The 18,957-nt window shown below is 64.1% G+C and carries 16 protein-coding genes; 8 read left to right on the forward strand and 8 right to left on the reverse strand.

Annotated elements, in window-relative coordinates; genetic code table 11:
* Positions 1–44 precede the first annotated feature (44 nt).
* From coaD to ggt, 3 genes are all read left to right on the forward strand, one after another.
* A complete protein-coding gene (gene coaD / locus M2396_RS10670; protein ID WP_101315431.1) occupies positions 45–524 on the forward strand; it encodes a pantetheine-phosphate adenylyltransferase in 480 nt (159 codons plus the stop codon).
* A 110-nt stretch (positions 525–634) separates the two neighbouring features.
* The gene (locus tag M2396_RS10675) at positions 635–886 is read left to right on the forward strand and encodes a YfhL family 4Fe-4S dicluster ferredoxin (protein WP_101315429.1); all 252 of its coding nucleotides are present in this window, start codon (positions 635–637) and stop codon (positions 884–886) included.
* Positions 886–2,568, forward strand: a complete 1,683-nt coding sequence (gene ggt, locus M2396_RS10680) for a gamma-glutamyltransferase (RefSeq protein ID WP_409035096.1) — start codon at positions 886–888, stop codon at positions 2,566–2,568. Before M2396_RS10675 ends, ggt begins: the two co-directional genes overlap by 1 nt.
* A 6-nt stretch (positions 2,569–2,574) precedes the next feature.
* On the opposite strand, the gene mutM is transcribed toward ggt, so the two are convergent.
* Complete coding sequence (mutM, locus tag M2396_RS10685; RefSeq protein ID WP_101315427.1) at positions 2,575–3,387, reverse strand: bifunctional DNA-formamidopyrimidine glycosylase/DNA-(apurinic or apyrimidinic site) lyase; 813 nt, start codon at positions 3,385–3,387, stop codon at positions 2,575–2,577.
* A gap of 3 nt (positions 3,388–3,390) precedes the next feature.
* Positions 3,391–4,209: an HDOD domain-containing protein gene (locus M2396_RS10690; protein ID WP_178080808.1), complete on the reverse strand. Its 819-nt coding sequence runs from the start codon at positions 4,207–4,209 to the stop codon at positions 3,391–3,393.
* A 252-nt stretch (positions 4,210–4,461) separates the two neighbouring features.
* On the opposite strand from M2396_RS10690, the gene M2396_RS10695 reads away from it, so the two are divergent.
* Complete coding sequence (locus M2396_RS10695) at positions 4,462–5,658, forward strand: class I SAM-dependent rRNA methyltransferase (protein WP_103435664.1); 1,197 nt, start codon at positions 4,462–4,464, stop codon at positions 5,656–5,658.
* A gap of 54 nt (positions 5,659–5,712) precedes the next feature.
* Here M2396_RS10695 and mgtE read toward each other — a convergent pair whose 3' ends face one another.
* Entirely contained in the window at positions 5,713–6,768 is a 1,056-nt protein-coding gene (gene mgtE, locus M2396_RS10700; protein WP_150570392.1) for a magnesium transporter, read from the reverse strand.
* A 491-nt stretch (positions 6,769–7,259) separates the two neighbouring features.
* Here mgtE and ilvD point away from each other — a divergent pair, with 491 nt between their 5' ends.
* Positions 7,260–9,101 carry a dihydroxy-acid dehydratase gene (gene ilvD, locus M2396_RS10705; RefSeq protein WP_103435662.1) on the forward strand — a complete coding sequence of 614 codons (1,842 nt, stop codon included), beginning with the start codon at positions 7,260–7,262 and terminating at the stop codon, positions 9,099–9,101.
* 247 nt (positions 9,102–9,348) lie between these two features.
* Positions 9,349–10,740, forward strand: coding sequence for an L-cystine transporter (locus M2396_RS10710; protein ID WP_101315415.1), 1,392 nt, complete (start codon positions 9,349–9,351; stop codon positions 10,738–10,740).
* A gap of 33 nt (positions 10,741–10,773) precedes the next feature.
* Here the strand turns inward: M2396_RS10710 and M2396_RS10715 are convergent, their stop codons facing one another.
* Positions 10,774–11,289 carry a dihydrofolate reductase gene (locus M2396_RS10715; protein WP_259074680.1) on the reverse strand — a complete coding sequence of 172 codons (516 nt, stop codon included), beginning with the start codon at positions 11,287–11,289 and terminating at the stop codon, positions 10,774–10,776.
* A gap of 54 nt (positions 11,290–11,343) precedes the next feature.
* Between M2396_RS10715 and M2396_RS10720 the strand changes: the two genes are divergently transcribed.
* Entirely contained in the window at positions 11,344–12,735 is a 1,392-nt protein-coding gene (locus M2396_RS10720) for a DUF2868 domain-containing protein (protein ID WP_259074682.1), read from the forward strand.
* Positions 12,728–14,092 carry a GTPase/DUF3482 domain-containing protein gene (locus M2396_RS10725; RefSeq protein ID WP_150573027.1) on the forward strand — a complete coding sequence of 455 codons (1,365 nt, stop codon included), beginning with the start codon at positions 12,728–12,730 and terminating at the stop codon, positions 14,090–14,092. Before M2396_RS10720 ends, M2396_RS10725 begins: the two co-directional genes overlap by 8 nt.
* Before the next feature lies 1 nt (position 14,093).
* Here M2396_RS10725 and M2396_RS10730 read toward each other — a convergent pair whose 3' ends face one another.
* From M2396_RS10730 to M2396_RS10745, 4 genes are all read right to left on the reverse strand, one after another.
* Positions 14,094–15,119: a putative 2-aminoethylphosphonate ABC transporter substrate-binding protein gene (locus tag M2396_RS10730; protein ID WP_181088330.1), complete on the reverse strand. Its 1,026-nt coding sequence runs from the start codon at positions 15,117–15,119 to the stop codon at positions 14,094–14,096.
* A 30-nt stretch (positions 15,120–15,149) separates the two neighbouring features.
* A complete protein-coding gene (locus M2396_RS10735; RefSeq protein WP_259074686.1) occupies positions 15,150–16,874 on the reverse strand; it encodes a putative 2-aminoethylphosphonate ABC transporter permease subunit in 1,725 nt (574 codons plus the stop codon).
* Position 16,875: 1 nt separating this feature from the next.
* Positions 16,876–17,934, reverse strand: a complete 1,059-nt coding sequence (locus M2396_RS10740; RefSeq protein WP_259074687.1) for a putative 2-aminoethylphosphonate ABC transporter ATP-binding protein — start codon at positions 17,932–17,934, stop codon at positions 16,876–16,878.
* Between the two features lie 145 nt (positions 17,935–18,079).
* Positions 18,080–18,949 (reverse strand): LysR family transcriptional regulator, encoded by an 870-nt coding sequence (locus tag M2396_RS10745; RefSeq protein WP_259074689.1) that lies wholly within the window; start codon positions 18,947–18,949, stop codon positions 18,080–18,082.
* Positions 18,950–18,957: the final 8 nt, after the last annotated feature.

Below are 18,957 nucleotides of genomic sequence, written 5' to 3' on the forward strand. Positions count from 1 at the left end.
CGCTACCATCCGACTCCCCAACGCACTCCAGCCAGGATGACGCGATGAACCGAGTGTTGTACCCGGGTACTTTCGACCCGATTACCAAGGGCCATGGCGACCTGGTCGAGCGCGCTTCGCGTCTGTTCGATCATGTGATCATCGCCGTGGCGGCCAGCCCCAAGAAAAACCCACTGTTCCCGCTGGAACAACGGGTCGCTCTGGCGCGTGAAGTCACCAGCCACTTGCCCAATGTCGAGGTCATCGGCTTCTCCAGCCTGCTGGCGCATTTCGCCAAGGAGCAGAACGCCAATGTGTTCCTGCGCGGACTGCGTGCAGTGTCGGACTTCGAGTACGAGTTCCAGCTGGCGAACATGAACCGGCAACTGGCGCCCGACGTCGAAAGCCTGTTCCTGACGCCTTCGGAACGTTACTCGTTCATCTCCTCGACCCTGGTCAGGGAGATCGCCGCGCTGGGCGGAGACATCACCAAGTTCGTTCATCCAGCAGTGGCCGAGGCTCTCACCGAACGCTTCAAGAAGTGATCTGCAGCGCCTGAACGTCGCGCCCGCGTGCACTGCGGGCGCGATTGCGGCACAATTGCGGCCATTAGGTCTGAAACATGCCCGGGCCCAGAGCCCCGGCCGGAGCCCCCATGTCCCTGATCATCACCGACGATTGCATCAACTGCGACGTCTGCGAACCCGAGTGCCCGAACGCTGCCATCTCTCAAGGTGAAGAGATCTACGTGATCGATCCGAACCTGTGCACCCAGTGCGTTGGCCATTATGACGAGCCGCAGTGCCAGCAGGTCTGCCCGGTCGACTGCATCCCGCTGGATGAAGCGCACCCGGAAACCACCGACGAGCTGATGGCCAAATATCAGCGGATCACCGGCAAAGCCTAGTGATCAGCCTGCGCGGTTTGCGCCGGGCGGCGCTTGGTGCGGTTGTCACACTGCTGGCGACGGCCGCCCAGGCCCAAGTGCCTGGGCGCGCTGCGATTGCTAGCCCACACGCCGACGCGACCGCTGCCGCCCGCTTGATTCTCGAACAGGGCGGCAATGCCTTCGATGCCGCGATTGCCGTCAGCGCTGCGCTGGCCGTGGTCGAGCCTTACGGCTCCGGGCTGGGCGGTGGTGGCTTCTTCCTGCTGCGTGAAGCCGGCGAGACGCCACGCTACCGTTTTCTCGATGCCCGCGAGCGTGCGCCCGGCGCAGCAACCGCTGACATGTACCTGAAAGATGGCAAGCTCAGCCCGAGCCTGTCGATCAACGGTCCATTGGCCGCTGCCATCCCTGGCCTGCCGCAAGCCCTGGCTGATCTGGCCAACGCTCATGGCAAACTGCCGCTCAAGGACAGCTTGGCGCCGGCCATTCGCCTCGCCAATGAAGGTTTTGCCGTTGATCGGGTCTATCGCGACCGGGCGCAGATGCGTCTTGCAGCGTTGCGTGAGGATGCGCAGAGCGCGCGGCTGTTCCTGCGTGACAATCAGGTGCCGGCACTGGGCACACTGATCCGCCAGCCCGAACTGGCAGCTACCCTGCAACAGCTTGCCGCGCACGGCCGCGATGGTTTCTATCGCGGCCAGTTGGCGCAGCGGCTGGTGGCCGGTGTACGCCAGGCGGGCGGTATCTGGAGCCTCGACGACCTGGCCAGCTATCGCAGCGTCTGGCGCGAGCCTTTGCGCTTCAAGCTGGCCGACCAGCGCGAGCTGATCAGCAGCCCACCGCCCTCGGCCGGCGGTGTTGCTCTGGCGCAAAGCCTGGCGATGCTCCAACGCCTGCCGTGGCAGAGCGCCGAGCCGGTCCAGCGCAGCCACTATGTACTCGAAGTATTGCGCCGTGCCTACCGCGACCGCGGCCTGCTGGGTGATCCCGATTACGTCAGCAACCCAATCAACAAGCTCCTGGCACGCAGTTACCTGACCGGTCTGGCCGACGGTATCGACGTCTATCAAGCCACCCCAAGCAGTGCCCTGCCGCCCGCGCCGGCCTGGCGCGAAGGCGATCACACCACGCATTTTGCAGTGATCGATGCCGAGGGCAATGCCCTCGCTGCGACGCTTTCGGTCAACCTGCCGTTTGGTGCGGCGTTCACCGTGGCCGGTACCGGCGTCGTGCTGAACAACGAAATGGACGACTTTGCCGCCGACCCAGGTGGCAGCAACAGCTACGGCCTGGCCGGCAGCCAGGCCAACGCCGTGGCGGCGGGCAAGCGGCCGCTGTCGAGCATGAGCCCAAGCTTTATCGAGAGCCCGACCCAGTTCGCCAGCTTTGGCACGCCGGGCGGCAGCCGCATTCCGAGCATGGTGCTGCTGTCGATGATGGGCTTTCTACAGGGCCAACCGGTGCAGGATTGGCCGGCAACTGCGCGCTATCACCATCAATACCTGCCGGATGTAGTCGAGCACGAGCCGGGGGCGTTCAGTGCTGCCGAGCAAGCCCAGCTGGAAGCGCGCGGCTATCGCCTCAAGGATCTTGGTCGCAGCTATGGCAACCAGCAGGTGCTGTACTGGAACAAGCAGGCTGGCAGCGTTGAGGCTGCCAGCGACCCGCGCGGGGTTGGCCAGGCACTGGTGCTGCCCTGAGCGGCGTCAGCGCTGGCAGCGCGGGCAATACACACTGGCCCGCTGGCCCAGCTTGAGTTCGCGCAGGTCAGTGCCACATACCTTGCAGGGCATGCCGCCGCGACCATAGACAAACAGCTCCTGCTGGAAATAGCCCGGCTGGCCATCGCCGCCAACAAAGTCGCGCAAGGTAGTGCCGCCACGCTCGATGGCCGCTGCCAGCACCCGTTTGATCTCCAGCGCCAGCTTCAGATAACGCCCACGGGAAATACCGCCCGCCTCGCGGCGCGGATCGATGCCAGCGGCGAACAGCGCTTCGGTGGCGTAGATGTTGCCCACCCCGACCACGATCGCGTTGTCCATGATGAACGGCTTGACCGCCATCACCCGCCCACGTGACAGCTTGAACAGGCGGTCGCCGTCAAACAGCTCGGTCAGTGGCTCCGGCCCCAGCCGCAGCAGCAGTTCATGCTTGAGCGGATCAAGCGACCAGAGCATCGCACCAAAGCGGCGCGGGTCGGTGTAGCGCAGCGCCAGCCCGGACTCGAGTTCGATATCGACGTGTTCATGGCGGGACGCCGGCAAACCCAGTTCGACAAGGCGCAGGTTGCCCGACATGCCCAGATGGCTGATCAGCGTGCCGACCTCGGCGTTGATCAACAGGTATTTGGCCCGCCGCTCGACGCTGACGATACGCTGCCCGGACAACCGCACATCGAGGTCATCCGGGATCGGCCAGCGCAGACGCCGCTCGCGCACCACCACGCGACTGACGCGCTGGCCCTCAAGATACGGCGCAATGCCCCGGCGGGTGGTTTCGACTTCTGGCAATTCAGGCATCGGTCAGCGCCCGCCCAATTCGCGAATGGTCTGTTTGAGGTTCTCGAAGTCGTAGTCGGACAGGCCGATGTAATCGAGCACCAGCGCGCTGATCGCGTTCCACTCATGATCGACCGACTGATTGCCCAGCACCTGATACGACGAGCAGATGTGCTCGGCCATCTTCAGCACTGCCAAGAGGTTCTTCAGCTGGTTCTGGGTATTGCGCGAGGTTTCGTCGCGGAACACCGCCAGCGCGTTGTGGTGGTTGGCGATGGCCGCGCTGATGTGCTCGGGCAGGCGCCAGGACTTGGCGGTGAAGTAACCCACCACCGAGTGATTGGTGTTGAACGCGCGATTCTCTGTATCGACCACGCGGGTCTGCTCATCGGCTTTCGCGTAGCTCTCTTCGAGCACTTCCATATAGTTGGGGAAGCGCTTGAGCATCAACGGCACGCCGCAATCGTGGAACAGGCCCAGCGTATAGGCTTCGTCCGCTGCCTGAATGCCGACCCGCTTGGCCAGGGTCAGGCAGGTCATCGCAACGTCCTGGGCGGTGTCCCAGAAGCGGTTGAGGGTAACGATGGTCTCATCGCTCATCTCGCCCTTGATCGACTGCGCGTTGATCAGGTTGATGATCGAGCGGCTGCCGAGCAGGTTGACCGCACGCTGGATCGAGCCAATCTTGTTGCTCAGGCCAAAATGCGGCGAATTGACCAGTTTGAGCAAGGCCCCCGACAGCCCCGGATCCTGCGCGATCAGCTTGGCGATGGTTTCCAGATCGGGGTCGGGCATGTACTGCTCGAACTGCAGGTCGACCATGATCTGCGGCTGCGGCGGAATGGTGATGCCCTGCAAGGCGTGCTGGATCTGTTCGGCGGTGAGTTCCTGGGACATACGTACATACTCGATAAGGTCAGCCGATTCTAACCCCGGCGCCCCCCAACGCACCAACCACTGCATCATTGCAGCACGACCCAAGATTGCTACCCCAGGTGTCAGCCACCCTTGCAGCTCCCGCAGCGCTTCGTCATCCACCGCACCGACGGGCCTGGCAACAGGCTATAATCCCGCTCTTTTTTCCGGAGCGACGTCATGTCCCTGCCCAGCCTACGCCTCAAAGCCAATGCCGATCGCCGCCTGCGCGCCGGCCATCTGTGGGTCTACAGCAACGAAATCGATGTTGCCGCGACGCCACTGCAAGGCCTGCAAGCCGGCCAGCAGGCTGTGCTCGAGGCCGCCAACGGCAAACCGCTGGGCATCGTCGCGCTGAGCCCGAACAACCTGATCTGCGCGCGCCTGCTGTCGCGTGACATCAAGCTGCAGCTGGACAAATCGCTGCTGGTGCACAGACTCAACGTAGCCCTGTCGCTGCGTGAGCGCCTGTTCGACAAGCCGTGCTACCGCCTGGTCTACGGCGATTCCGACCTGCTGCCAGGGCTGGTCGTCGACCGTTTCTTCGACATCCTCGTGGTGCAACTGGCCTCGGCGACCATGGAGCAGCACAAGGACGACGTGATCGCCGCCCTGGTGCAGGTGCTCAAGCCGAGCGGCATCCTGTTCAAGAACGACTCCGCCGCGCGCGATGCCGAAGGCCTGCAGCGTTATGTCGAAACCGTTTACGGTGAAGTGCCGGACTGGGTCGCCCTGGAAGAGAACGGCGTCAAGTTCGAAGCCCCGGTGCGTGAAGGGCAGAAGACCGGCTGGTTCTACGATCACCGCATGAACCGTGCCCGCCTGGCGCCGTATGCCAAAGGCAAGCGCGTACTCGACCTGTTCAGCTACATCGGTGGCTGGGGCGTGCAGGCCGGCGTGTTCGGTGCCAGCGAAGTGTTCTGCGTGGATGCCTCAAGCTTTGCTCTGGACGGTGTCGAGCGCAACGCAGCACTCAATGGCATCGGCGACAAGCTGACCTGCATAGAAGGTGACGTGTTCGAAGCACTGCGCGAGCTGAAGGCCGCTGAAGAGCGCTTCGACGTGATCATCGCCGACCCACCCGCCTTCATCAAACGCAAGAAAGACCTGAAAAACGGCGAAGGCGCCTACCGTCGCCTGAACGAGCAAGCCATGCGCCTGCTCAACAAGGACGGCATTCTGGTCAGCGCTTCGTGCTCGATGCACTTGCCCGAAGACGACCTCAACAACATCCTGCTGACCAGCGCCCGCCACCTCGACCGCAACCTGCAGTTGCTCGAGCGCGGCGGTCAGGGCCCTGATCACCCGGTACACCCGGCGATCCCTGAAACCCGCTACATCAAGAGCATCACCTGCCGCTTGCTGCCCAACAGCTAAGCCGCTGGCCTGAGCGCGATGACAGCGACGCCTGGTCGCTGTCATCGCTGCTGCTCAGATATCCAGCACCTGCGAAGCAATGCCGAAGTAGATCAACACCCCCACTGCATCAGCCACCGACGTCACCAACGGCCCACTCGCCGTGGCTGGATCAAGGTTGATCCGGCTGAGCAGAAACGGCAGGCTCATGCCGATCAGGCTGCCAATCAAGACGATCACCAGCATGCTGCTGGCGACGATAAAGGCAATATCCGCACCGCCGCGCAACATCCCCAGCGAAGCTACCGCCACTGCCATGGTCGCACCCAGCGCCAGGGCCACGCCGCACTCGCGGCCAAGCATCCGCAGCCAGTCCGCCATGACCACTTCGCCGGTCGCCAGGCCTCGTACCATCAGGGTTGCCGACTGCGCACCGGCATTACCGCCGCTGTCGACCAGCAATGGCAGGAAGAACACCAGGGCGATATGCGCAGCGATGGTTTCCTCGAACGCGGCGATGCCCGCGCCCGAGAACAGGTTGCCGAACACCAGCAACACCAGCCACAGCACGCGCTTGCGGTACAGCAGCCCCAGCGTGGCGTCGCGCAGGTTGCCGACGTGATTGGCGATCAACGCGCCCTTGTGGAAGTCTTCGGTGGCTTCTTCCACCACCACATCCAACGCTTCGTCACAGGTCACCAGACCGACCAAGCGACCGTCGTCGTCGAGCACTGGCACCGCCAGCAGGTCATGCAGGCGAATCAACCGCGCCACCTCTTCCTGCAAGGTGTGCACGCTGACGCTGATGATATTGCGCACCATGACCTGTTCAATCGCCGCCTCGGGTGCTGCCAGGATCAGCTCGCGCAGCGACACGGTGCCGAGCAGGTTGCGCTGCTCATCGAGCACATAGGACTGATAGATGGTTTCGGCATCAGCCGCCTCGCGGCGCAGCATGTCGATCGCCTGACTGGCGCTCAAGCCACTCTCCAGGCTTGAGTACTGGCTGATCATCAGTGCACCGGCGGTGCCGGCAGGATGGAGCTGCGACCGCAGCAGGTGGTCACGTCGAGCCTGGGCGTCGCGGCGCTGCTTGGCTTGCGCGTCTACATAATCGGGGGAGTAGTGCATGTGTTGTCTCCAGGCGCCGACGCGGGCGCCTGCAGCCCTCACCCTCTCAGGTGCAAGCCTTCGGCAGCCCTGGCGCCAGCGCGCTCAGTGCCAGAATGCAGGTTCGTGATGAACTGAAAACTGGGAAGGTCCATTGAGGGTGTATCTCGTCGAGCCGCACATGCGGCGCGGCGATAATAGGCAGCTGGCGAGGGCACGTCAGCCAGCAATTGCCCGTTCGAGCGCATTTAGGAAAGCTCCTACGACAGTTCGGCCAATGCCTAGCCAATATCCACCCGGCACATCGGCCTCCCTTCACGGCCGCAGCGGTGTAGAATCGGCCTATTCATCGCCAGTCATCCCCGGCGGGTTTATGAGCTCTGGTCGAGCTTGCGGCGATCCCGTAGTGTTTTCGACCTCATCCGTGCCAGTGGCAACCGGCCTGCGGTGCAAAGGACAAGAGAAGCTCACTTCCCTTTTTTCTGACCTGATTCAGCCGCCAGGAGTGCTTCATGCCTGATTATCGTTCCAAGACTTCCACCCACGGCCGCAACATGGCCGGTGCCCGTGCCCTGTGGCGCGCAACCGGGATGAAGGACGAAGACTTCAAGAAACCGATCATCGCCATCGCCAACTCGTTCACCCAGTTCGTCCCGGGGCATGTGCACCTCAAGGATCTGGGCCAACTGGTCGCCCGCGAGATTGAGCGCGTCGGTGGCGTGGCCAAAGAGTTCAACACCATTGCGGTCGACGATGGCATCGCCATGGGCCACGACGGCATGCTCTATTCGCTGCCCAGCCGCGAGATCATCGCCGACTCGGTCGAGTACATGGTCAACGCCCACTGCGCCGACGCCATCGTGTGCATCTCCAACTGCGACAAGATCACCCCTGGCATGCTCATGGCTGCACTGCGCCTGAACATCCCGGTGATCTTCGTCTCCGGCGGGCCGATGGAAGCCGGCAAGACCAAACTCGCCAGCCACGGCCTGGACCTGGTCGACGCCATGGTCATCGCCGCCGACTCTACCGCCAGCGATGAAAAAGTCGCCGAGTACGAGCGCAGCGCCTGCCCGACCTGTGGCTCGTGCTCCGGCATGTTCACCGCCAACTCGATGAACTGCCTGACCGAAGCACTCGGCCTGGCCCTGCCTGGCAACGGTTCGACCCTGGCCACCCACTCCGACCGTGAGCAGCTGTTCCTCACTGCCGGCCGTACCATCGTCGAGCTGTGCAAACGCTACTACGGCGACAACGACGCCTCGGTGCTGCCGCGCAACATCGCCAACTTCAAGGCGTTCGAAAACGCCATGATGCTCGACATCGCCATGGGCGGCTCGACCAACACCATCCTGCACCTGCTCGCTGCAGCCCAGGAAGGTGAGGTCCAGTTCGACCTGCGTGATATCGACCGGCTGTCGCGCAAGGTGCCGCAGCTGTGCAAGGTTGCGCCGAACATTCAGAAGTACCACATGGAAGACGTCCACCGCGCCGGCGGCATCTTCAGCATCCTCGGCTCGCTGGCCCGTGGCGGCCTGCTGCACACCGACCTGCCGACCGTGCACAGCCCGAGCATGGAAGAAGCCATCGCCAAATGGGATATCACCCAGACCGACGATGAAGCTGTGCACACCTTCTTCAAGGCCGGCCCTGGTGGCATCCCGACGCAGACCGCGTTCAGCCAATCGACCCGTTGGGAAACCCTCGACGACGACCGTGAAAACGGCTGCATCCGCAGCTTTGAGCACGCCTATTCGCAAGAAGGCGGCCTTGCCGTGCTGTACGGCAACATCGCCCTTGATGGCTGCGTGGTGAAAACTGCCGGTGTTGACGAATCGATCCACGTGTTCGAAGGCAACGCGAAGATCTTCGAGAGCCAGGACAGCGCCGTACGCGGCATTCTGGCCGATGAAGTACAGGCCGGCGACATCGTGATCATCCGTTACGAAGGCCCGAAAGGCGGCCCGGGCATGCAAGAGATGCTGTACCCGACCTCGTATCTGAAGTCCAAAGGCCTGGGCAAGGCCTGCGCCCTGCTCACCGACGGCCGCTTCTCTGGCGGTACCTCGGGCCTGTCGATCGGCCACGCTTCGCCTGAAGCCGCTGCCGGTGGCGCGATTGGCCTGGTGCGCGATGGCGACAAGGTGTTGATCGACATCCCCAACCGCTCGATCAACCTGTTGGTCAGCGATGAGGAGCTGGCCACCCGCCGCGCCGAGCAGGACAAGAAGGGCTGGAAGCCGGTGGAAGTGCGTCCGCGCAAAGTCACCACGGCGCTGAAGGCTTACGCGCTGCTGGCAACCAGTGCCGACAAAGGCGCTGTGCGCGACAAGGCGTTGCTCGACGGGCTGTAAGGCTTTTCGGCAACAACAGACCGGCGCCTGGTGCGCCGGTTTTTTTTCGCCTGTAGTCAGCCTGCCCGCTCAGACAGCGCTCATCAGGTGAAACGGTTTGTTTATTGCGACGTCGAAGACGTTGTTATTCCATACCGACCTAAGCACATTCCATTCAGATATAAATTCGTTTGTTTTCAAGCTGTTAGCATTTGAGTTCGCAATCGCGCCCAGACGCGACGCCCCCTTTTTCGATCCCGGAGCTGTAATGAACCTGCCGTTGTCACTTAATCTGCTGGCGTTTCTGGCCCTGCTGCTGGGCCTGGCGCAAACCCGCCGCACCGATTGGAGCCTGGCCAAGAAGGTCCTGCTCGGGTTGGTCATGGGCGTAGGGTTCGGCCTGGCCTTGCACACTGTTTACGGCGCAGGGCATCCGGTGCTCAAGGCCACCATCGGTTGGCTCGATCTGGTCGGTAACGGCTATGTCGGGCTGTTGCAGATGATCGTCATGCCGCTGATCTTTGCCTCGATCCTCAGCGCAGTAGCGCGCCTGCACAATGCTTCGGCGCTGGGCCGGATCAGTGTGCTGAGCATCGGCACATTGCTGCTGACCACTGCCATCGCTGCCTTGATTGGCGTATTGCTGACCAACCTGTTCGGCCTCAGCGCCGAGGGCCTGGTCGCGGGCATCCCCGAAGCGGCGCGGCTGCAGGCGATCCAGAGCGACTATGCCGGCAAGGTCGCCGATCTGAATATCCCGCAGCTGCTGCTGTCATTCGTGCCGAGCAACCCGGTTGCCGATCTGGCCAAGGCCAAGCCGACCTCGATCATCAGCGTGGTGATCTTCGCCGTGTTCGTTGGCCTGGCGGCACTGCAACTGATCAAGGATGACCGCGAAAAAGGTGAACGCGCGCTGTCGGCCATCGACACCCTGCAAGCCTGGGTCATGCGCCTGGTGCGCCTGGTGATGAAGCTGACCCCGTACGGCGTGCTAGCGTTGATGACCAAGGTGGTCGCCAGCTCGAACATCGAAGACATCCTAAAACTGGGCAGCTTCGTGCTGGTGTCGTACCTCGGCCTGGGCCTGATGTTCGTGGTACATGGCCTGATCCTGGCCGCCACCGGAGTCAGCCCGCTGCGCTTCCTGCGCAAGGTCTGGCCGGTGCTGACTTTCGCCTTCACCAGCCGCTCCAGTGCGGCGAGCATTCCGCTCAATATCGAAGCGCAGACCCGGCGCCTGGGCGTGCCGCAGTCGATCGCCAGCTTCAGCGCATCGTTTGGCGCAACCATAGGCCAGAATGGCTGCGCCGGCCTCTATCCGGCCATGTTGGCGGTGATGGTGGCGCCAGCGGTGGGTATCGACACCTTCGATCCGCTGTGGATTGCCACCTTGATCGCGATTGTCACCTTGAGCTCGGCGGGTGTCGCAGGTGTGGGTGGCGGCGCGACCTTCGCTGCGCTGATCGTGCTGCCGGCGATGGGCCTGCCGGTCGAGCTGGTGGCGCTGTTGATCTCGGTCGAGCCGCTGATCGACATGGGCCGCACCGCGTTGAACGTGAATGGCTCGATGACCGCAGGCGTGGTCACCAGCCAGTTGCTCAAGAGTACCGACAAGGCCGTGCTGGACGATGACCAGCACGCCGAGCTGAGCCACACCTGAAACGCACAAGGGCCGCATCGCGGCCCTTGTCTATCAACGCTTGTTCCATACCTCGAAGTGGTAGCCAGGCTTGCCGTCTTCCGCCTGGGCTTCACTCGAATCCAGTGTCCACTGCTGCGCGTCGAACTCCGGGAACCACGCATCGCCCTGCGGCGACAGTTCGACCCGGGTCAGGTACATGCGGCTGACCAGCTCCTGCTCCAGCGCCAGCGCGTACAACTGCGCGCCGCCAATCAGCATCAGCTCATCGACGCCCTGCTCGTGCGCCCATTGCTCGGCACGGGCCAGCGCCTGCTCCAGCGAGGGGAACACCTCGGCGCCTTCCAGCTGCAAGCCAGGCTGGCGGCTGACGACGATGTTCAGCCGCCCTGGCAGCGGCCGGCCCAGCGAATCCCAGGTCTTGCGGCCCATGATGATCGGCTTGCCGAGGGTGGTGGCCTTGAAGTATTTGAAGTCCCCCGGCAGGTGCCAGGGCATGGAGTTGTCGATGCCGATCACGCGGTTGCTGGCGCAGGCCGCGATCAGGCTGAGGGGGAGAGATGTCTTCATGCCGACGAGGATAGCAAACCGCAGCTGGGTTAAGCTTGTGCCCTGACCTGTGCATTGGAAGACCTTGTGACTGCACCCACTCCACTCGACAAGCGCTGGCTCACCGAAGCGGTCCGCCTGCGCGAGGAACACGCCGGTCCTCTGGAAGATCAGGAAGCCAACCGCCGCGCCCGCCAGCAAGGCGGCGACCTTGCTGCGCGGATCGAAACCCGTGCCCTGTGGCTGGCCGAACGCGATGGCCTGGCCGAGGCGTTGCGCCACTGGAAACAAGGCGCACGGCTGGCCCTGCTGGCAATGATGATTCTGGCGGTAGTCAGCGGCGCCGGCCTCGGACTGGCCGCGCTTGGCGATGGTCAACGCCCGGTCAATGTGTTCTGGGCCCTGGGCAGCCTGCTCGGGCTCAACCTGCTGATGCTGATCGGCTGGGCAGGCGGCCTGCTGTTCGCCGGCGAGCAAGGGGCAACCCTGGGCCGGCTGTGGCTGTGGCTGAGCGAGCGCTTCGCCCGCGACGCCAAGGCCGCGCACCTGGCGCCGGCGCTGGTGGTGCTGCTGCAACGTAAGCGCCTCAACCGCTGGTTGCTCGGTACCCTGGTGCATGGCCTGTGGCTGTTGGCGATGATTGCCGCCGTGGTCATGCTGCTGGCATTGCTGGCAACCCGCCGTTACGGCTTTGTCTGGGAAACTACCCTGCTCGCCGCCGAGCCGTTCATTACCCTGACCCACACCCTTGGCGCCCTGCCCTCGCTGCTCGGCTTTGCCGTGCCGGACGAAGCGATGATCCGCGCCAGCGGCGCGACCCTGCCGGCGCTGGATGTAGCGCGCCAGGCCTGGGCCAGCTGGTTGCTTGGGGTGGTACTGGTGTATGGCCTGCTGCCGCGCCTGCTGCTGGCGCTGCTGTGCCTGTGGCGCTGGCGCCAGGGCCGTAACCGCCTGCAACTGGACGTGAGCCTGCCCGGCTATGCGCACTTGCGCGAAGCGCTGATGCCTAGCAGCGAACGGCTGGGCGTGCAGGACGCAGCACCGCAATTACTGCCGGAGTTTCACGCCGGGCACCTGGACGCCAGCGCCAGCGGTGCAGTGCTGGTGGGCCTGGAGCTGGATGATCAGCGCCCCTGGCCGCCGGCGTTGCCGGCTGGAGTGAGCGAAGCCGGCCTGCTCGACAGCCGCGAGTCGCGCAACAAGCTGCTTGAGCAACTCAGCCGCTTCCCGCCGGCCCGCCTGGCTATCGCCTGCGACCCGCGCCGCTCTCCAGACCGTGGCAGCCTGGCGCTGCTCGCCGAACTGGCGCGCAACGCAGGCGCCACGCGGATCTGGCTGCTGCCGGCGCTTACCGGGCAGACCTTGGACAGCGCGCGCCTGAGCGACTGGCACGAGGCCCTCGAGCGCCTCGGCCTGCCCTATGCCGACAGTGCCCCTTTGAACTGGTTGGAGCAAGGCCATGACTGAGCCGCTGAAACTGGCCGTGGTCGGCCACACCAATGTCGGCAAGACCTCGCTACTGCGCACGCTGACCCGTGACGTCGGTTTCGGCGAAGTCTCGCATCGCCCCAGCACCACCCGCCACGTCGAAGGTGCGCGGCTGTCGGTGGATGGCGAGCCGTTGCTGGACCTGTTCGACACGCCAGGGTTGGAAGATGCCATCGCCCTGCTCGACTATCTCGAACGCCTGGAACGGCCCGGCGAACGGCTGGATGGCCCAGCCCGGCTCGAGCGCTTTCTGCAAGGCAGCGAAGCCCGTCAGCGTTTCGAACAGGAAGCCAAGGTGCTGCGCCAGTTGCTCGCCAGCAATGCCGGGCTGTACGTGATCGATGCCCGTGAGCCGGTATTGGCCAAATACCGTGATGAACTGGAAGTGCTGGCCAGCTGCGGGCGGCCGCTGCTGCCGGTGCTCAACTTTGTCGCCAGCAGCGAGCACCGCGAGCCGGAATGGCGCGAAGCCCTGGCACGGCTGGGCCTGCATGCACTGGTGCGGTTTGATAGCGTGGCCCCGCCAGAAGACGGCGAGCGCCGCCTGTATGAAAGCCTCGCGCTGTTGCTGGAAGAGTCACGTCCCGCCCTGCAACGGCTGATCGAGGATCAGCAGGCGCAGCGTCTGGCCCGCCAGCACAGCGCCAAGCGCCTGATCGCCGAGCTGTTGCTCGATTGTGCCGCCTGCCGGCGTAGCGTCGAGGCCCAACCGGCGGCCGAAGCGCAGGCGATCGAAGCCCTGCGCCAAGCAGTGCGCCAGCGCGAGCAACGCTGTGTCGAGGGGTTGCTCAAGCTGTATGCGTTCCGCCGCGAAGACGCCAGCGCAGGCGACTTGCCGTTGCTGGATGGGCGCTGGGGCGATGATCTGTTCAACCCGGAAACCTTGAAACTGCTTGGTGTGCGCCTGGGCAGCGGCGTTGCTGCCGGTGCAGCCGCGGGCGCCGGCGTTGATTTGCTGGTGGGCGGGCTGACCCTGGGCGCCGCTGCGCTGGCCGGGGCAATCGCTGGCGGCGCATTGCAAACCGCACGCAGCTACGGCTCGCGCTTGCTCGGCAAGCTCAAGGGCCAGCGGGAATTGACGGTGGATGACGCTGTGCTGCGGCTGCTGGCGTTGCGTCAGCAGCAGCTTCTCAAAGCCCTGGACAGCCGCGGCCATGCGGCGCAGCAGAGCATTCAGCTGCAGGCGGGGGAAGACAAGGCCTGGCGCGAGGGCAAGCTGCCCGAAGCCCTGCACAAGGCCCGGGCACACCCGCAGTGGTCGTCGCTCAACCCTGGCGCGAGGCTCAATCAGGCCGAGCGCCAGGAGCAACTGGAGCAGTTGCTCGAGCAGCTTTGAGTTACTGCTGGGCGACCTTCTCTGACTTGCCGTCGTAGCGCTTGCGCCACTCGGCAAGGATCTTGTCGCGGTTCTGCGAGGCCCAGGCAAAGTCGTTTTTGATCAGGCGCTGCTCATAGTCTGCCGGCAACTCGGTCTGCGGCTTGGCCATGCCGGGGGCAGCGAGCACGGCGAAGTTCTCCTTATACAGGTCCATCGCCGCAGGGCTGGCCGAGAAGTCTGCCAGGCGCTTGGCGGCAGCGGCCTTGGGCGTGCCCTTGATCACCGCAGTGGCTTCAATCTCCCAGCCCAGGCCCTCCTTGGGCAGGATGATGTCCAGCGGCGCACCCTGGCGTTTGAGCTGCACGGCCGGGTACTCGAAGGAAATGCCGATCGGGAATTCACCCGACGCGGCCAGCTTGCACGGCTTGGAGCCGGAGTGAACGTACTGGCCGATGTTCTGGTGCAGGCCGTCCATGTACGCCCAGCCCTGCGGCTCGCCAAAGGTCTGCAGCCAGGCGCTGACGTCGAGGAAACCAGTGCCCGATGAGGCCGGGTTGGGCATGACGATCTTGCCCTTGTACTCAGGCTTGGTCAGGTCCTGCCAGCTGACCGGCTTGCTCAGGCCCTGCTTTTCGGCCTCGACGGTGTTGAAGCAAATGGTCGCGGCCCATACATCCATGCCCACCCAGGCCGGCGGATTGGCCGCGTCGCGGTAGTTCTTCGAGATCGTCGCCAGGTCCTTCGGCGCATAGGCTTCGAGCATTTTCTGCTGGTCGAGAATGGCCAGGCTGGACGCCGCCAGGCCCCACACTGCATCAGCCTGCGGGCGGTCTTTCTCGGCCAGCAGCTTGGCGGTAATGATCCCGGTGGAGTCGCGCACCCACTTGATCTCGATGTCCGGATTGGCCTTTTCGAAGGCCTGTTTGTAGGTCTTCAGCTGCTCGGCTTCGAGCGCGGTGTAGACCGTCAGCTGAGTCTCTGCGGCAGACACCTGCAGGCTGAAAATGGCGCTGATGGCAGCAGCAAGGGCAACTGGCTTGAACATGGTGCGGTTCCTTTCAGGGTGGGCAGGCAGTCAATGGCCGGGCGCGGATTGGCGCCAGGCCTGGGAGCGGCGCAGCAGGCCACGCGAGGCGGCGGCCAGCAGCAACGAAGCGGTAGCACTGGTGAGCAGGATCAGCGTCGACATCGCCGCAGCGCCGCCAACATTGCCGGCATCGTCCATGTTCAACACCGCCACGGCAGCGAGGATGGTGTCGGGGCTGTAGAGGAAGATCGCCGCCGACACCGTGGTCATCGCCGAGACGAACAGGTAGCGGATGATGTCGAGCAAGGCCGGCAGGCAGATCGGCAGGCTGACCCGCAGAAAATGCCGGTACAGCGGCGCCTTGAGCGACAGCGCTGCGGCTTCGAATTCGCCGTCGAGCTGGCGCAGGGCGGTGGTTGCGGTCATCTGTGCGGTAGTTAGATAGTGAGCAATGGTGCACACCACCAGCAGGGTCATGCTGCCGTAGAACACGTGCAGCGGGTTGCTGGCGAGGTTGAAGAAGAAGACGTAACCCAGGCCCAACACCAGCCCCGGCACCGCCATCGGAATGAAACTGAGCAGTCGCAGCGACTGGTTGAGCAGCCGTTGGCCCTGGGTTTTTTCCATCAGGTAGGCGCCGACGAAGATCACCAGACTGCCGATCAAGGCCGTGTACAGCGCCATGCTCACGCTGTTGCGATAGGCCAGCCAGCCACCGCCGGCGGTGTCTTCAAACAGGTAGTGCTTGACCGACAGCGACAAGTTGTAAGGCCAGAAGGTGACCAGCGACGAATACACCGCCATGCCCACCACCGCCAGCAGCACGCTGCACACCAGCACCACCACCGCGAGAAACACAGCATCGCGGCGGCGCGACGGCTTGGGCTCGAACACCTGCGCCCGGCCACTCATGGCCTGGCCCTGGCGCCGGCGGAGCCAGGCATCGACAGCAAAACTGAACAGCGCCGGCAGCAGCAGGACCATGCCGATCAGTGCACCTCGGCCAAACTGCTGCTGCCCTACCACGGCTTTGTAGGCTTCCAGCGCCAGCACCTGATAGTCACCGCCCACCACCACTGGCACACCGAAGTCGGTGATGGTCAGGGTGAACACCAGGCAGAATGCGGCAAACACGGCCTGGCGGGTCGCCGGCCAAGTCACGCTGATGAATGCCCGCACTGGTCCCGCGCCCATGCTCGAAGCCGCTTCGAACAGCCGCGCATCGGCCAGCGACAGCGCTGACAGCAGAATCATCAAGGCATGCGGGAAGGTATAGATGGCCTCACCGACAACGATGCCCCAGAAGCCGTAGATGTTGTCGTCGAGCAGGCTGCGCAGCAGGCCCTGGTTGCCGAACAGATACACCAGCGCAATCGCCGGCAACATCGACGGGGCCAACAACGGCAGCAGGGAAATCCCCCGCCACAGTGGCTTGGCCGGGATCAAGGTGCGCTGCAGGGAGTAGGCAAACAGATACGCCAGCGGTATGACGATAGCGGCCACGGTGAAGGCAACTGCCAGGCTGTTACCGAGCAGCCAGCGGAAGTTGGCGTTGGCAAACAGCTCGCGTGCTGCCAGCAAGCCGCCGCCCTGGCCGGCGTCGCCGCTGAAACCGCGCCAGAAGATCGCCAGCAGCGGCAGCAGCACTGCCATGATCAGCAGCACCAGCAGCAGGCTTTTGCCGCCGAGCACAAAGATCCGGTCGGCCAGCGCAACGCCGTTGCCTCGGTCCGCCGTGGCCAGGTTCAAGGGCATGGAGATTGGCCCGGCCATCTCAGGCAAACACCTGCAGGCTCTGCGGCGGCAGCGCCACCCAGATGTCCTGAGAACCAAGGCGCGGCATGGCCTCCGGCGCCAGCTCGGCAAGTAGGGTATGCCCCGGCAGAGTGTGCAGCTCAAAGGCCATGCGGCAACGGTTACCGAGGAAGGTGACTTCGCGCACCTTGGCCGGGAACAGGTTTTCTTCATGCACCAGCGGGTTGACCGTGATCGCCTCAGGGCGACAGAACAGCCTACCGCTGCTGGCCGCACCGGCATTGGCGGCCAGGCGCAGGTTCATCCCGCCGACCTGGGCGTGGCTGGCACTGTTGCGCTGGAACGGCAGCCAGTTGCCCTGGCCAACGAACTCGGCCACGAATGGCGTGGACGGCCGGTCGTAGATCGCTTGCGGGGTGTCGTACTGCTCGACCTGGCCGTTGTTCATCACGGCTATGCGGTCGGCCATCAACATGGCTTCGTCCTGGTTGTGCGTGACCATCAGGGTGGTGATGCCGAGCTGGCGCTGCAGTTGGCGCAGCTCGCCACACAGGTGCTCACGTACCCGCGCATCCAGCGCCGACATCGGCTCGTCCAACAACAACAAAGACGGCGCCGGGGCCAGGGCGCGGGCTAACGCCACCCGCTGTTGCTGACCACCGGACAACTGGCCTGGATATTTCTTCTCGCTGCCAAGCAGGCCGACCAACTCAAGCATCTGCCCGACCCGCTGGCGCGCTTGGTCGCGGCTGCTGGTATTCAGACCGTAGGCTATGTTGGCCTCGACCGTGAGGTTGGGGAACAGCGCATAGGACTGGAACAGGATGCCGTAGTCGCGGGCCTGCGGCGGCAGCTCGGAGATGTCGCGCTCGCCCAGGTACAGCTCGCCACGGTCCTGCCGCTCGAGGCCGGCGATGCAACGCAGCAGGGTGGTCTTGCCGCAGCCGGACGGGCCGAGCAGGCACACCAGCTCGCCGGCACCGATATCCAGGGAAACGTTGTTCAGCGCAGCGAAGGCGCCGAAGCGTTTGTCGATACCGCGCACTTTTACCGGTGCGCCAGGGGTAGCGTGGGTCATGGCCAGGCCTCGTGATCAGATAGAGGCCATGCTAGGGAGGCAATGCGAAGGTTCTGTGGCGTTCAGGGCAAAGCTGGCGATAGTGCCATAGGCAGATTTGGGAGTGGCCGTGCTGGCCTTTGCGCAATGAAGCCTGCCGCAGCACTTACACCTGAATACCTGATACTTCCTGCGCGACACCAAGAAACGCCGCTGGCAGGCGCGCCTGGCGCCGCTCCTTGAGGCAATACAGATACTCGTGCATGACCGGTGCACCTTCCAGGGTGAGCACGGCCAGCTCGGGGTTATGCGGTACCTCATGGCGGGCGATGATGCTGATGCCGATGTTGCGCAGCACGGCCTCGCGGATCGACTCGCGGCTGCCGATCTCGAGCAAGGTGCCGACCTTGACCCCACGCCCGGCAAGCATCTGCTCGGTCATCAGCCGCGTGGTTGAACCCTGCTCGCGCATCAGCAGGCAATGACCGGCCAGGGCATCGATGGCCAGCGTCTGCCGTTGCGCCAACGGATGGCTACGGTGCACGGCCACCACCAGCGGGTCTGTACCCAGCACTCGCCGCACCAGCCGTGCATCCTCAACCAGTTGCGAGGATGCGGCGACGTCCACGCGATAGTCTTCGAGCATCTCCAGCACCTGTTGCGAGTTGCCGATTTCCACCGCTACGTCCACCTGCGGCAGGCGTTGGCGAAAAATTTTCACCAGGTCGAGAATGTAATACGGCGCGGTGGCGGCGATGCGCAGACTGCCCTGGGCCTGGCCGCTGTTGCGTAGCTCGAACTCGATGTCCGCTTCCTGCTGCAGCAAGGTCTTGACCATCGGTAGCAGGCGCGCACCGCTCTCGCTCAATACCAGCCGGCGCCCACCGCGGTAGAACAGCTCCACCGCGTAGTGGCTTTCCAGCTGGCGAATCTGCGTGGTCACCGTGGGCTGGCTGAGCCCGAGCTTCTTCGCCGCCTGGGTGATGCTGCCCAGGCGGGCAACCATGTAGAAGGCCTTGAGCTCGGAACTCAGCATGCAGATCC

Origin of the sequence: Pseudomonas sp. BIGb0278, from assembly GCF_024809895.1 — a bacterium.
GTDB classification, from domain to species: Bacteria; Pseudomonadota; Gammaproteobacteria; order Pseudomonadales; family Pseudomonadaceae; genus Aquipseudomonas; species Aquipseudomonas shirazensis.